Origin of the sequence: Terribacillus saccharophilus (assembly GCF_046592895.1) — a bacterium.
In the GTDB taxonomy this organism is placed as follows: domain Bacteria; phylum Bacillota; class Bacilli; order Bacillales; family Amphibacillaceae; genus Terribacillus; species Terribacillus saccharophilus_D.
In genome coordinates, this window is the sequence record NZ_JAWVPU010000001.1 from 558,815 (window position 1) to 572,203 (window position 13,389).

The window sequence follows — 13,389 nt, forward strand, 5'->3', positions numbered from 1 at the left end:
AACAAATCCACCAAATAAAAACAGAAAATAGAGCGTCCGTAACTAAATACGAACGCCCTAACTCTAAATATGAAATTTACGCTTCAGTTTCTCTATCCACTTTTTGGGCATTCTGTATGAAATCAGCAGCAAGATGGAACCCAATAAAGTAGATGGCAGCAGTTCATCCACAGAATGGAATACTATATTTTCCGTATTGGAATAATAGCCTACGATAACCTCGATTCCAATGAGCAGGATCAGAATGGAAAAGACAATATATCCGCTCTGCCGAAACCATTTTCTATGCCTATTGAATATCTTTATATTTATCATCAGCAATAACAGCGTGATAGCCATGAGCGGGAAAACTGCCTGGACAGACCAACCTGCATACCCATTGATCAGGTCAAAACCTACTAATCCAGCACATATTGTTATCAGTAAGACAATGAACTTATCTCTTGTCCTTTTCACGAATCCAAAGAATACATACAGGAAAATCCAAGCTATGACGACAGATAAATTGCTGTATAATGACCAGGTCAATGCCTTATTCAATATGTAGTCGATGAGTGTAGGTATCAGGAAACCAAGGATCAGCAGCACACAGAGGACTCGGAAAACGACTCGTATGAAGAAATTCACCAGGTTCTCATATAAGCTGTAGTATGTCGGAAAGCCGTTCGTGTCCAGCAATTCTTCATCACTCATTATTTTTGGTATATATGTAAAGCAAAGCGGACAAGGTATTTCATCTTTTTCGACGCTAACCCCGCATTTAGGACAGTAAGCCATCAATATGCACTCCTGTTGGTTTCGATTTTAATCTTTATGCCTTCTTTGACCAATCTTCTAAAGAATGTTCTTTCTACCAGGCGATCATTCGACAAATTCCCGAAAGTTATGTACATATCATCTTTATAGCTTATCACGCCTGCTTTTATTTTGTTGCCGATACTTGGCGGAGGGTAAAATTCGAACCGTTCCACATGTTTTTCCAATTCATCCTCAAGTGCTATCACGCCCAGATTGGAAATAGAACTTGTATATAAGTTTTCCCCGAACCGCGCATGCACCATCGGGGAAATCCAGTCTTTCATGAATAAAGGCAGTGCCCGGAGCAGAAAATTCCGTTCACCCCTCACCCCGCGGGCAATCAGCGTTTTTAACTGTTTATCATTTAAGTACCGCTTCAACTCAATGCTGATCGTTTCCGTGATATCTTTGAAACTGTATGCACCGAGACGCGGATCTATCGTTACCGGGACACTGACAAAGAAATTTTTCAAAGTATCCGTTTCAAAGAAATTACGTAAATTGACAGGGACATTGATTGTAATAGGTCTTCTTTTTTTCGAATTTTGCGCTTGTATATCAATCAGTATCTCAGCGTATAAGGCCATTAAATACGTTGTGATGCTTGTTTGGTACTGTTTGGAGATGCTTTTCAGTACATTGATTTCCAGCTTCCCCGTCGTAACGTGATACACACCTCTTTTATCCAATCTTAATGGAAGCTTATACGCTTTATCCAGCGTATCCTGCCAGTTTGGCACCTGCTTATCATAATGCTGAAAAAAAGCATTATCAAAATTATAATCACTTCGGTTTTTTCGTAAACTGGACATGTCGGCACCTGTTTTATTCAAATAGTTGATGATCAAGAGTTTCAAAAACTCCATTCCGCCAGTGCCGTCCGTCAGCATATGGGATAATTCCAATGAAATCTTTTTATTGTAATAAAGAACTCTGTACGGGAATGTATTGCGACCTGAAAAGAACAGATTGGAACAAGGATAAAAATGTTCCTCCGATACGGTGGGAATCGTCGCTGTCTTTTCAAAGTAATACCAGAATACGCCTCTTTTTACGATAACTTTAAAGAAAGATAGCTCTTCCAACGTTTCCTCCAAAGCTTCTTGGAGAAGCGAAGCATCGATTGTATCGTACATGTTCACGGAAAGACGAAAGACAGTGGAGACCCTTGAAGAAACAGTGGAAGCATATAGCTTTCCAGCACTATCCAGTTTGTACCATTCTGTTTCCATACAAATATCCCCTTTTCATTCTTGGTTATGGTTCCAGCTTTACACTCACAAAATCAATATAGGCCGGCTGTCCTGCTAGCAATGTTAGAATCCACGATATCACATTTTGCAATACTAAAGCTTATGTAATCCCATAATCAGCTAAATCAGCAGCATCAGTGGTCGAACCGCTCACCTATTTTTTCACCGAGTTTAAACATAATATGAATAATGCCTAGTAGCATGATGCCTGTTGCTGCAGCACAAAAAACCATTTCCAATATAGAAAGTTTTGCTATCTGAATCATGTGGAGCAGGGCTATACTGCCGGTCGGCAGAAGCAGGACAGCACCGGTCAGAATGCCTGGTGCGTAACGTCGTTCCACTATCGCAGCTGCAGTATGAGGGAAAATCACATTTATGAGCATAGCACCTATCAAACCCGTCTGAAGATATATCATTAACTTATTTTCCGGCCACATCAAAAATAAGATGCCTATTGAATAAGCCACCAGCGTCACTATACTTACAGCAAAATAAAATACTTTAGGTTCCACGGTCTTCTGGAATCTGCTCGTATTGGACCAAGCAGGTAAAAATAATGCTTCTTCAATATTATGTAATGTAAATGCGATAAGGAAAAGCAGGACTTCCATATATAACCTCCTTTTTTTCCATTATCGCACATTTCCATATTTAACAAGTTCAGTCAGGAACTTTCCTCACATGTGATAAAATCATTTGACTCTTCGGCATGCTTGGCATGGAAGAATGACTGTAGCTTAAATCCTGATCTGGTACTTTGTATTGCAGACGATTCACAAGATAATCCACGCTCACTTCCATCACTTGTATCGTCACCCATTCTCCTGCACAGCGATGCCCCATATGAAAATCCCCGCCGCCTTGCGGAATGAAATCGAACGGGCTCTCCTCCCAGTCTAGGAATCGGTCGGGACGGAATAAATCCGGCTGTTCCCATAAATGCGGGTCGTGATTATTCCCATACAGATCCAGCAGCGTCATCGTACCTTCCTTGAATTGATAGCCTTGCCATTCAAAATCGTGTTTTACTTTTGCCATCGTTGCAGGGAAGAAAGGATAATAGCGCCTCACTTCCTGTACAAAACGGTGGATACTGCCATCCCCTTTTTTCAACCGTTCTTTTTCTTCCGGAAATTGATGCAGTGCTAGAGCAGCGAACGCAATATAAATGCTTATGGCAACAATCGGCCTGAGGATATTCACAACCTCAACCGCTGCGACTTCCTTGGGAAGAAGTTCTCCATTTGCATCCCGATGCCAAGAGAAGACATAAAGTGCCCCTTCTTGAATCGGATGCAAGTCACCTCTTCTTACTTGTTCCACCAGGTTTGAAATCCATTCATCCACACCCGAACGGGAGACGCGGCCTTGCCAATGGGAAGGACCTATCGCGGCTGGTGATTCGAACAGATGGCGCATTTGCTCTGTCCTTTTTTCTTCATCATCCAATGGCACACCCGCCCACGCACATGCTGCCTTCATCAAAATAAGCTGGGATTCATCGTATAATGTGGTTTGGTCAGCTTTTTCCCATCGCTCACTTGCATGCATCCATTCTGTTTCGATGAGTTTATCCAGCTTTTGAAGCTGCGTCCTGGTCATGATGGACATGAACATCGACTTGCGGTTATGATGTTGCTCACCATCCAGCGTCTGAACGCCGCCTTCACCAAATAACGTTTTGACAAGACGATTCGGGGCAGCTCCAGCACGCATGAACTTGTCTGAATCATAGAATAGCTCCGCGCCTTCTTTTCCACCAAGACAAATTGCCTTTTTTCCAAGTAAAGTCGTTTCAAACACATTGGATTGAAAGCTTTTTCTTCGATGCAGGATAAATTCATAGCCTTCCTTCAAAAAGGCAAGGCTGTGGTCCAACCCTTCTTCCTTCGGCATTGACATCGAGCATCATCCTTCCGCTGTTTTACTTGCCTATTTCCCTACGAAAATTGCCTGAAAACAAAAAAGTACCATGCTTATCATTCCGAAGCAGGATATTTCCTATGTATTGGATTTTACATACGGCATAAACTTTTGTATCACGGATGATCCTCTGCTATAAAGGTTTTCTATATCCATTCTTTTACTATTTCGTTCATGTTAAAATCTTGGCTAAAGGGAGGTTGCTCTATGCTTGATATCATCCTGCTTGGTTTTGCCCTGGCTGCGACGCCAGGTCCTGATTTTCTGCTTATGACACAAAACACATTATCTCAAGGCAGAAGGCTCGGCTTCATCACATTGCTCGGCAATCGCTTCAGTCTGCTGATCCATATCAGCTTTGCCTTGCTTGGCCTATCATTGATCCTGCAGCAATCTGCATTCCTATTTACCACGATACGGCTGCTTGGCGCATGTTATCTCATCTATCTTGGCATCAAAAAAATCATCCAACTCCTCTGTGGACGAAAGCATGATCACGAAGATACAGCATTACAAATCACGAAAACACAAGCTATTCGCATGGGGTTTTTAAGTAATTTCCTGAATCCGAAAGTAAGCTTGTTCTTCCTCAGTATCTTTCCTCAATTCACAAGTACCGATCAGCTGCATGATCCTGCCTTGCTGATTATGTGTTTTCTGCTCGGCAACAGTGCATGGTATGTTGGTACACTGCTCCTTGTTGGCACCAAACGGATCCGGAAAATCGTTGTCAGGTTCCAAACTTATCTGGATATTGTCTTTAGTTTCGTTTTTCTCATCTATGGCAGTAAAATCGTCTGGGAGGACGGACTTCGCAAGCTCACCTGCACATCATTCGGGAAACATTGAAAGAGACCTGCCGGTACTTGAAACAGCAGGTCTCTTTCAATAGTCGGCATTATTTAAAAATATCACACCTTTTTTTCACTCCAATATAGTATGGTAAAAGTAGGCGGATATTTTTCAGTGAAAGGGCATGATCCATTTGGCAGCTAATATGGAAACATATAGAAACGTATGTAAGCTTCTATTTGAAATACACGATATATCTACCTTCTTCCTCTCTCCAGCCGGGGAGACTATATTTGAGTTTGCCGATTCCCCAGCAGCAAATCCTTTATACCAAAATGACAAGCAACAGCTGCTCACTTCCTTAGCTTTCGAACCGAACCGGCAATACGCTTATCCAATGATTAGAAGAACACATTTTCTTGAATACTTCACTTTTGTAAGCGCTTTATCAAAAGGGACGTTCCTTGGCACTTTAGTTATTGGACCTACGCTTCCATATAATATACCTGAGCATAAAATCAAAGGAATGATCAATGATTTTCTTGAAACTGCCCACCGAGAACGAGTGCTTGCTTATTATCGGGATATCCCTGTCATGTCGAAAGAAAAACTTATAAAGCTGAGCATTTTCCTCCATTACATCATCAACCAGACTTTACTTTCATTTGAGGAAGTATCACAGAAAAACAATCTTTTTAAGCAAATCACGGAGGAAATGAAGCCTACTCATTTATTTGCTGGGGATGCAGTGCAGCTTGATAACCTTCATCATGATCCTTTACTGGAGAAACAATTGCTCACGATCATCAAAGAAGGACGGACGGAGGAATTGGGGGAATTCACGAAACTAGATGAAGAAACAACAGGTGTATTATCAAAATCAAGTCATGTGCGATCAAAAAAGAATCTAGGGATTGTAGCGATTGCCATTGCCACTCGTGCCGCCATCGACGGAGGATTGGACTCCGAAATGGCATTTTCCTTAAGTGATCATTATATTCAGCGCCTGGAAACGTTAACCTCCATAAAGGATATAGATAAACTGCAAACAGAGGCTATTTTCACTTTTACGCGCAGGGTGTCAGAAGTAAAAGCACAAAAACACATAGGGACGATCACGACTTGTAAAAAGTATATTTACACGAACCGATTTGAAAAGATCACGCACGATGACGTAGCCAATAGTGTTCACTTGAGTCACAGCTATTTGTCCGTTTTATTTAAAAAAGAAGTAGGCATTTCCGTTCGTTCCTACATCCAGAAAGTAAAGATAGAAGAAGCAAAAAATCTTTTAGCTTATACAAATATCCCTATATCGGAAATCAGTTCCCTGTTGCATTTTACAGATCAAAGCTACTTTACAAAAGTCTTCAAAAAGTTTGCTGGTATCACTCCGAAACAATATAAAGAAAAGCATCATATCCTTTGATTTCAAATGACCAATGCTGATGATATTGGAAAAGACTGTTTGCCATTGATGCAAACAGTCTTTTCTTTACAGATACTATATAATGTTCATCATTCCTGTCATGCAACTGATAATTCTTAATTCCGTACACTATCCAGGTTCTTTTCCTTGATTACTTCTTCAAGAGCCGGCACGATATAATCTGTTTTCCAGATATCTTGACCTTTCTCGTTCAAATGAATTTCATCCTCGACGAATAAAGACTTATTATAGTTGCCATCTTTGTAAGTCATCTCGGAAGCATCCACAAAGTGTATATAATCATACTCGCTACTAAGCTCTTCCAATTGTCGGTTGATTTCTTCCGTCATCTCCGTATACTCGCTCCTCCCGGGAAGAAGCAGGCCGCTCATGACAATGAAATTTGCATCCGGGAGCTTTTCATGGAACTTTTCAAACATTTCCTTCTTATATGCCATGGCTTTTTCAATCTTTTCCTGATCATTACCTTCCATCAACACATAGTCATTCGACCCTGTTTGAAAAACAACAATTTTTGGGTTGTATGGATAAAGCAACCTGTCAGCATACTTCACCAAGTCCTTATCCGTACTCCCTCCAAAGGCATGATTTTGTACCTTATAATCTGCTAAATCATCATCCATTGTTGTCCAGCGTCCAAAATTAGATGCGCCATAAAAGATGATTTCCTCTTGCTCTGTTTTTGCATCATATGCATTCGTAATTTTATACGTATTGAGTCCTTTGAAAGGCCCCCAATAAGCACTGTAACCAAAATACATCGTGCTCGCCAAATTACTTAAGACCAGTATGACGACTACCCAGATGATGATCTTTTTAACTTTCCCCATGTATGCCCACCACTTCCTTCATTATTTATGTTTCGATCAGTTTATGGAATAAGTATAATCCTCCTCGATTGTTTGTTGTAAGCGCTTACTTATTTATTTTAGTGACTCCGCATTTTTATATATGGTATTTTCATTGCATTTTTTGCGTTTTAATTTCCTAAATAAAAGATCCATAATCTTGAAATCATGGGGTTTTAAAGTTTCACATTGTATTTAAAGTAGACGAGAGACAGCTTATTTTCTGGGTTTGCTTTGACTGCAAAGCCTTTGATTGTCATCGTGAAATGCAGTATCTGTTTTCGCCCATAAAAAAAGACCCGCCGATACGGAAATCGGCAGGTCCTTCATACTTATTGTTTCTTAAACTTCGCTAATGCATCAGCCAGAGCGGTATTTGCAAAACTATCATCTTGCTGGTTCTTCTTCAAATACTTCTGTACATCTCGTTTGCTTGCTTTATTGGTTTTCTCTTTCTTACGGCGCTCGTTGAAGGTGCTTAGCTTTTCCCGATGTCCGCATTTGCAGAAGAACATCTGACCTTCCCCTTCGCCACGCAGCTCCAGGCGTTTATGGCAGTTCGGGCAGCGAGCATTCGTCGTTTTGGCGATATTCTTCTTATGGCCGCACTCCCGGTCCTGACAAACGAGCATACGACCGCGTTTGCCATTCACTTCAAGCATCAGCTTGCCGCAATCAGGGCAATGTGTTCCGGTCATATTGTCATGCTTGTATTTGTGTTCGCTGTTCTTGATTTCGGTAACGACTTCTTTTGCGTATTGCTTCATTTCAGAAATATACTGTTTTTGGTTCAGTTTACCTTCTGCAATGGCACTCAGCTTCATTTCCCACTCTGCTGTCAGTGCAGGTGATTTAAGATCTTCCGGAACTAGCTCCAGCAGCTGACGGCCTTTGGATGTCATCTTTAGATACTTGCCTTGTTTCTCGATATAAAATGTATTGAACAATTTATCGATGATATCGGCACGAGTTGCAACTGTGCCAAGTCCGCCAGTCTGACCGATCGTCTTGATCAGTTCTTTGTCCTCGCCTGCCATGAAACGGACAGGATTTTCCATCGCATGCAGCAAGGTGCCTTCTGTGAATCGTTCCGGCGGCTTTGTTTCGCCTGTCGTCATACGGTACGATAGTGGCCACTCTTCGCCTTTTTCAACATTCGGCAATGTTTGGTCATCATCGGCTTCCTCGTCTTCAAAACGATTGGCATAGACTTCCTTCCAGCCTTGTTTCTTGACGATTTTACCTTTGGCTGTGAAGACTTCACCTGCTGCTTCGACTGTCAAAGTAGTCTGCTCGTATTCAAATGGCGGGAACAGGACTGCGAAGAAACGTTTGATCACCAAATCATATATTTTGCGTTCTTTATCAGAAAGATCAGCGCCATATGCGTTTTGATCAGTTGGGATGATCGCATGGTGATCGGAAACCTTTTTATCATCCACAAAAGCCTTCGTAGCTTTGATAGGCGCGTTTGTAATCTTTGTCGCCAAACGGCCATAGCTGCCTACACCTGCTGCTTTCACTCGATCTTTCAGCGTCGGCACGATATCGGAAGACAAGAAACGGGAATCCGTACGCGGATACGTCAGAAGTTTATGACGCTCATACAGCTGCTGCATGATATTGAGTGTCTCCTTACCGCCAAAGCCGAACAGGCGGTTGGCATCGCGCTGCAGCTCTGTTAAATCATAAAGCTGCGGAGCGTAGCTTTTCTTCAGCTTCTTCTCGACTTCCTTTACAGTACCTTTGACTGCATTCAGCTTTTGCAGCACTTGTTCTGCTTTGTCTTTAGCAAACGTGCGTGTGCTGTTATGCTTTTGATCTTTCCAGACTAGGCGCAAGCCTTTTTGTGTCTTGGCTTCGATACCATAGAATGTCTCCGGCTTGAAGTTTTTGATCTCTTCTTCGCGGTGATGGATCATCGCCAAAGTCGGCGTCTGCACACGGCCGCTGGACAGCTGCGCATTGAATTTCGTTGTCAATGCACGTGTTGCGTTCAGTCCAACGTACCAGTCCGCTTCGGAGCGAGCTACTGCCGCTTTATAGAGGTTCTCGAACTGCTTGCCGCTTTTCAGGTTTTTGAAGCCGTCCTTGATGGCTTTATCCGTAACCGAAGAAATCCACAACCGTTTCACTGGCTTGTTCACACGAGCTTTTTCCAAAATCCAGCGCGCCACAAGCTCTCCTTCACGACCGGCATCCGTTGCGATGACAATCTCACTGACGTCACTTCTGTTCAGCTGTGTTTTCACCGTGCTGAACTGTTTGCCAGTCTGCTTGATCACGACAAGCTTCAGCTTTTCAGGCAGCATCGGCAGGTCTTCTATCTTCCAAGTTTTATATTTATCGTCATATGTCTCGGGGTCCGCAAGTGTCACCAAGTGACCAAGCGCCCACGTGACAATATAATCTTTTCCTTCCATATAGCTGTTCGTCTTCTTCGTACACCCAAGAACGCGCGCTATATCACGTCCGACAGATGGTTTCTCTGCCAGCACAACCGTTTTACCCATGAAAACATCCTTTCTCGAATCACTTCTTATATTTTAGCATATGGCGGTGCATTTCGGGAGCAGCGGGCACGGAGCAGTAAGTAATGGCGAACTTCATTTTTTTCACTGCCGTCTTCCCATCCTGGACCTATCATACAAAATTTAGAACATTGACTTACACCTATAAATCCCGTAAGCTTAAGGCATGCGTGACATTTTTGATCATGGAGGAAAAGGTATACATGATAACGGTAAATAATGTAGGTCTACAATATGGCGATAAGAAGCTATTTGAAGAAGTTAATATAAAGTTCACTCCTGGAAACTGCTATGGGGTCATCGGTGCTAACGGTGCTGGTAAATCGACCTTCTTGAAAGTACTTTCCGGTGATGTTGAGCCGCAGGTTGGTAACGTCGCGATCGGCGATGGCGAGCGTCTTGCCTTCCTGAAACAGAACCATTTCGGTTATGAAGAGCATGAAGTGTTGCAGACTGTGATGATGGGTCATGAGCGTTTGTTCAAAATCATCGAAGAAAAAGACGCACTATATGCAAAAGCTGACTTCTCTGAAGAAGATGGTATGCGTGCAGCCGAACTTGAAGGCGAATTCGCAGAGCTTAACGGCTGGGAAGCAGAATCCGATGCTGCTGTCCTATTAAAAGGACTTGGCATCCCGGAAGATTTGCATAATAAGAAAATGGCTGAATTGACAGGTTCCGAAAAAGTAAAAGTGCTTCTTGCACAAGCTTTGTTCGGTAACCCGGATGTTTTGCTGCTGGATGAGCCTACCAACGGACTTGATTTGCAGGCGATCCAATGGCTGGAGGAGTTCTTGATCAATTTCGAGAACACCGTCATCGTCGTATCCCACGACCGTCACTTCCTGAATAAGATTTGTACTCATATTGCAGATGTTGACTTCGGTAAAATCCAGCTTTATGTCGGAAACTATGACTTCTGGTACGAATCCAGCCAGCTTGCCACACAGATGGCACAGGATGAAAACAAGAAAAAAGAAGAGAAAATAAAAGAATTGCAGGCGTTCATCGCACGATTCAGCGCCAATGCTTCCAAGTCGAAGCAAGCAACATCCCGTAAGAAAATGCTTGATAACATCACATTGGAAGATATCAAGCCTTCTTCCCGCCGCTATCCGTATGTCGGATTCCAGCAAGAGCGTGAAATCGGTAATGATGTATTGACAGTAAAAGGCATCTCGAAAACGATCGATGGTGTCAAAGTATTGGATAATGTCAGCTTCACAATCGGACGTGAAGATAAGGTAGCACTAGTCGGACGCGATGAGATCGCGAAAACGACACTCCTTAAAATCATCATGGGTGAAATGGAAGCTGATGCCGGTGAGTATAAATGGGGTATCACGACTTCCCAATCATACTTCCCGAAAGACAACTCCGAATATTTCGATGGTGTGAACCTTACTTTGGTTGAATGGCTTCGCCAATATTCTCCGGAGGATCAGACTGAAACGTTCCTCCGCGGTTTCCTTGGCCGTATGCTCTTCAGTGGTGAAGATGCATTGAAAGAAGCAAGTGTCCTTTCCGGAGGAGAAAAAGTACGTTGTATGCTATCCAAGATGATGCTGAGCAAATCCAATGTCTTGGTAATGGACGAACCGACGAACCACTTGGATCTTGAATCCATCCAATCCTTGAACGAAGGATTGATCAAATTCAAAGGTGTGCTTCTATTCACTTCACATGACCAACAGTTCGTGAACAGTATCGCGAACCGCCTGATCGAGATCACTCCAGCAGGCATCGTGGATAAAGAAATGACTTATGATGAATATGTTTCTGATAAGAAGCTGCAAAAAGAAATCGCAGCAATGTACAGTTAATCCATCAAGCTCCAAGGCTTCCTGCTTTGGAGCTTGTTTCTTAGGAGGCAAATATGTCTTACTCCGGTAATGTAAAGACGCCTATAGGTAATGTACATATCACTGCAACAGATCAATATATTACCAGCATCACTTTTGCTGAAGAGATGCCAGTATATGAAAATACACTGATCCAGCTTGCTCAATCGCAGCTGCAAGCATATTTTTCTGGTGGTCTTACACAATTCAAGCTGCCCCTGGCAATGAATGGTACCCTGTTTCAACAGCGTGTCTGGGACCAGGTCAATCAGATTCCATATGGCAATTCCAGCTTTTACAGCACAATTGCAGAAGAAACGGGCAATGCACGGGCTGTTCGGGCAGCTGCCAGCGCGGTGGGACGCAATACATTTGCCATTGCCATTCCCTGTCACCGCGTGGTCGGTAAACATGGTATCGTGACTGGTTATCGCTGGGAGCCTTGGCGTAAGAGTTGGCTGTTGGAATTCGAACAAAGAAGGAGCAGATGACAGATGAAAGTACTTGTTACAGGAGCTGCCGGTCATATCGGCAAAAATCTGGTGAAAGCAATTCACCAGGATTACGAATTGGTTTTGACGGATATCAAGCAGGATGACGAGCTGAAGGAATACGGACATTTCCAACAGGCAGATCTTGCTCTTTTGGAAGACGTGGCGAAACTTGCAGAAGGTGTGGATGCGATCGTCCATTTAGGCGGAATTGCAACAGAAAGCACGTACGAGCAAATCAACCGCAACAATTTCAACGGAACATATCATGTTTATGAAGCAGCTAAAAAGCATGGTGTGAAACGCATTGTCTTCGCCAGCAGTAATCATGCTGTCGGCTTCCATCCTATCAACCAATCCATCGGACCGGAAGCACCACACTTGCCTGATACCTATTATGGAGCAAGCAAAGCCTTCGCCGAAAATCTGGCGAATATGTATCACTTGAAACATGCTATTGAAACTGCCAGCCTTCGTATCGGGAGCTATTTGGAAAAGCCCGCCGAACATCGCAACTTGAATACTTGGATCAGTGTTCGTGATATGAACCAGCTGATTGTACGCTGTCTTGAGGCAGACAAGATTGCCACCAGTGTCTTTTATGGCGTCTCTTCCCTTCATAATGCTTACTTTGATAATCGTGATGCGGCAAAAATCGGATATAACCCTGAAGACAACCCAGAAGATTATCGCTCCGAAATCGAAAACGTAAAGCTTGAAAATGTGACAGACTATATTGGCGGCGTGTTTACGAACTTTGGCAGATAAGCCAAAATGATGTCCGCAGATCAAACTATGGGCGACAATCCTGAAAATCCTCCATTATATAGATGGAGGATTCTCATTTTACTGCGGAACTTTTTCTTACTTACAGATTTAATGACATATCAAACAAATGTATGCTATGGATAGCAAAATAAATTGCCAACTTATTTCAGAATGAAAGGAATTCTTATTTCTGCATCGAATCCATACTAGAGCAAATAAACAATAAACAATGGATAGGATGGATGTTGAAAATGGTACTCGGAATCAATTCTTATATCGTGACAAATGGCAACGGCCAAGAAGCAGTCAAACTGTACGAAGATGCCTTGGGTGCTCAAGTACTGGATTTAAAGACTTTTGGTGAGATGCCGGAGGATCCCGATCATCCAGTACCTGCTGAAGCAAAAAATCATGTCTTGCATGCCCATCTAAAAGTCGGGGATCACGATTTGATGTTATCTGATACCTTCCCGAATCAGCCGCTCGTGCTAGGAGATCAAGTAGGCATCGCTGTGATTACCAGCACTCCCGAGGAAACAAGACAAGTGTTCGAGAAGCTGTCGGGCGGAGGTCAAGTGATCATGGAGCTGCAGCAGACTTTCTGGAGTGCATTATACGGACAAGTAAAAGACAAATTCGGGGTAACATGGCAAATTTCCACACTGACTGATCACTGATAATGAACGAGAAA

At 42.8% G+C, this 13,389-nt stretch carries 12 protein-coding genes; 6 read left to right on the forward strand and 6 right to left on the reverse strand.

The window, feature by feature from the left end; genetic code table 11:
- Positions 1–63: 63 nt before the first annotated feature.
- The 4 genes from SFC66_RS02715 to cypC all read right to left on the reverse strand — a co-directional run bounded on the left by SFC66_RS02715 (position 64) and on the right by cypC (position 3,956).
- Complete coding sequence (locus SFC66_RS02715; protein ID WP_411217167.1) at positions 64–777, reverse strand: DUF6320 domain-containing protein; 714 nt, start codon at positions 775–777, stop codon at positions 64–66.
- A complete protein-coding gene (locus SFC66_RS02720; protein ID WP_411217168.1) occupies positions 777–2,030 on the reverse strand; it encodes an alcohol acetyltransferase in 1,254 nt (417 codons plus the stop codon). The genes SFC66_RS02715 and SFC66_RS02720 overlap by 1 nt, the downstream gene beginning before the upstream one ends.
- Positions 2,031–2,185: 155 nt before the next feature.
- Positions 2,186–2,665, reverse strand: coding sequence for an HXXEE domain-containing protein (locus SFC66_RS02725; protein WP_411217169.1), 480 nt, complete (start codon positions 2,663–2,665; stop codon positions 2,186–2,188).
- 49 nt (positions 2,666–2,714) lie between these two features.
- On the reverse strand, positions 2,715–3,956 hold the full coding sequence (gene cypC / locus SFC66_RS02730; protein WP_411217170.1) for a CYP152 family fatty-acid peroxygenase CypC: 1,242 nt from the start codon (positions 3,954–3,956) through the stop codon (positions 2,715–2,717).
- A gap of 228 nt (positions 3,957–4,184) precedes the next feature.
- Between cypC and SFC66_RS02735 the strand changes: the two genes are divergently transcribed.
- Together SFC66_RS02735 and SFC66_RS02740 are read left to right on the forward strand one after the other, a co-directional pair.
- Positions 4,185–4,826: a LysE family translocator gene (locus SFC66_RS02735; protein WP_411217171.1), complete on the forward strand. Its 642-nt coding sequence runs from the start codon at positions 4,185–4,187 to the stop codon at positions 4,824–4,826.
- A 136-nt stretch (positions 4,827–4,962) separates the two neighbouring features.
- Positions 4,963–6,198, forward strand: coding sequence for a helix-turn-helix domain-containing protein (locus SFC66_RS02740; RefSeq protein ID WP_411217172.1), 1,236 nt, complete (start codon positions 4,963–4,965; stop codon positions 6,196–6,198).
- Positions 6,199–6,314: 116 nt separating this feature from the next.
- On the opposite strand, the gene SFC66_RS02745 is transcribed toward SFC66_RS02740, so the two are convergent.
- Both SFC66_RS02745 and SFC66_RS02750 read right to left on the reverse strand, forming a co-directional pair.
- Positions 6,315–7,049 (reverse strand): GDSL-type esterase/lipase family protein, encoded by a 735-nt coding sequence (locus SFC66_RS02745; RefSeq protein ID WP_411217173.1) that lies wholly within the window; start codon positions 7,047–7,049, stop codon positions 6,315–6,317.
- A 350-nt stretch (positions 7,050–7,399) separates the two neighbouring features.
- Positions 7,400–9,580: a DNA topoisomerase III gene (locus SFC66_RS02750; protein WP_411217174.1), complete on the reverse strand. Its 2,181-nt coding sequence runs from the start codon at positions 9,578–9,580 to the stop codon at positions 7,400–7,402.
- Between the two features lie 221 nt (positions 9,581–9,801).
- On the opposite strand from SFC66_RS02750, the gene SFC66_RS02755 reads away from it, so the two are divergent.
- The 4 genes from SFC66_RS02755 (at position 9,802) to SFC66_RS02770 (ending at position 13,375) form a co-directional block, all read left to right on the forward strand.
- On the forward strand, positions 9,802–11,421 hold the full coding sequence (locus SFC66_RS02755; protein WP_411217175.1) for an ABC-F family ATP-binding cassette domain-containing protein: 1,620 nt from the start codon (positions 9,802–9,804) through the stop codon (positions 11,419–11,421).
- Positions 11,422–11,474: 53 nt separating this feature from the next.
- On the forward strand, positions 11,475–11,930 hold the full coding sequence (locus SFC66_RS02760; protein ID WP_411217176.1) for a methylated-DNA--[protein]-cysteine S-methyltransferase: 456 nt from the start codon (positions 11,475–11,477) through the stop codon (positions 11,928–11,930).
- 3 nt (positions 11,931–11,933) lie between these two features.
- Complete coding sequence (locus tag SFC66_RS02765) at positions 11,934–12,698, forward strand: NAD-dependent epimerase/dehydratase family protein (RefSeq protein WP_411217177.1); 765 nt, start codon at positions 11,934–11,936, stop codon at positions 12,696–12,698.
- Positions 12,699–12,949: 251 nt separating this feature from the next.
- On the forward strand, positions 12,950–13,375 hold the full coding sequence (locus SFC66_RS02770; RefSeq protein WP_411217735.1) for a VOC family protein: 426 nt from the start codon (positions 12,950–12,952) through the stop codon (positions 13,373–13,375).
- Positions 13,376–13,389: the final 14 nt, after the last annotated feature.